Below are 1,541 nucleotides of genomic sequence, written 5' to 3' on the forward strand. Positions count from 1 at the left end.
AGTCGTCCGTGAAGAATTGTCTGGCGGCTTGAGTCACGCCCGTTGCGGCGATCGACCGGATCCAACCAGCAACAGGACAAGGGCACACAAAAGCGCCGCCAGCCATCGCAGCAGGAGTGAGAAGTTGTACCCGACCGCCGCCAGAACGGCGTTGATGCGGTCGCCCTTACGACCTTTCAGATGATTGCGGCCCATCCGGTGCTCGGCCTTCAGGTGCCCAATCACCGGCTCGATCGCTGCCCGTCGTTTCATCTCGCGTTTGAGGGCGGCTGTGGTCCGGCGCACCTGGCCTGAGATCCAAACCTGGAAGCGGTTCGGGTGATTGTGCCCGCGATAGCCCTTGTCGACATGCGTGCGTTTGACCTCAACCCCGGTCATTGCTGTCACATCGGCGACCGCAGCCGCCAGCGTGTGACCGTCATACGGATTGCCGTGGAGCGCCCGGGCATGCAGCACGAACTGACCGCCCTTGGGCTGTGTGACCGGCGTGGCGATGCTCACCTTGCAGCCGAACTCATACGGCGTGCGGGCCTTGCCCTTGCCGATGCACTCCACCTCGGGCGCATGCAGGGCGTAGACCTTGGGCCCGCGCTGGCGCTGGGTCTGCTGCCGGACTCTCACCGCCAGGGCAAGCAGCGGCTCAAAGCGCTCCTCCAGGGCCGCATTGCCCTGGATCTTGCGGCGCACGTCCCGGATCACCCGCCCGAGCCGGGCACGCAGAAACCGCAGCTCGCGGTTGGCGCGCTTGAACTGATGCGCATGCTGATAGCGGCCGATCCGGATCAGGGCGTGTTTGGCCACCCGGCGATAGCTCTGACGCAGTCTAACGCCACACCTCCTGGCGAGATCCACGAGCTTGATCAGGGCCCGGTGCATCAGGCGGGCATCGGTGGGGTAAGCCACGGCCTTGGGCTGAACCGTGGTGTCGACGGCCACCCGTTCGAGATCCCTGGTGGCCAGAGCTCCAGTCTGATGTGCCACGGAGAGGCTCTCCTGCAGCAGGGCGGTCAGATGCTCCTCGCCCAGCCGCTGACGCCAACGCGTCAGGGAGGAGCGGTCGAACGGCAGATCATGGCGGAAGCTGACCTCGCCGCAGAAGAACTGCACGTAGGGGCTGTCGAGAAAGCGGGCACACAGCGCCTCGTCGGACAAGCTCTCCGTGTGCTTGAGGATCATCAGCCCGGCGATCAGCCGCACCGGCAAGGGCGGCTGACCGGGTCCTGGCCGGTAGACGCTGCCCAAGCGGCGTTCGAGGAAGGCCCAGTCGATGCGCTGGGCGAGCAGCACCAGGGGATGCTTCAGGTCGATGATGCTGTCCAGGGCGGGGCGGAACAGATCCTTCTGGCGCTCGTCTTTCGGCGTCGACATGGCGTAACTCCGGCCGGGTGGAGTGCCCTTGATTGAATCAGATCCCGGGCCGGAGCGGCAACGGAAAACGCAGGAAATCCACTGTTGTCGCCCCGCAATCCTGCAAAATCGAAGGCGGTGATGCGCCTGATATCCCAATCGTCTCAACGAGATCGGGATTCTTCACGGACGAC

1 protein-coding gene is annotated in these 1,541 nt (G+C 64.8%); it reads right to left on the reverse strand.

The annotated features are described in order from the left end of the window. Positions 1–33: 33 nt before the first annotated feature. The gene (locus JKL45_RS29510) at positions 34–1,368 is read right to left on the reverse strand and encodes an IS5 family transposase (protein WP_201865320.1); all 1,335 of its coding nucleotides are present in this window, start codon (positions 1,366–1,368) and stop codon (positions 34–36) included. Positions 1,369–1,541: the final 173 nt, after the last annotated feature.

The sequence above is a fragment of the Microvirga soli genome (genome assembly GCF_016734765.1).
In the GTDB taxonomy this organism is placed as follows: domain Bacteria; phylum Pseudomonadota; class Alphaproteobacteria; order Rhizobiales; family Beijerinckiaceae; genus Microvirga; species Microvirga soli.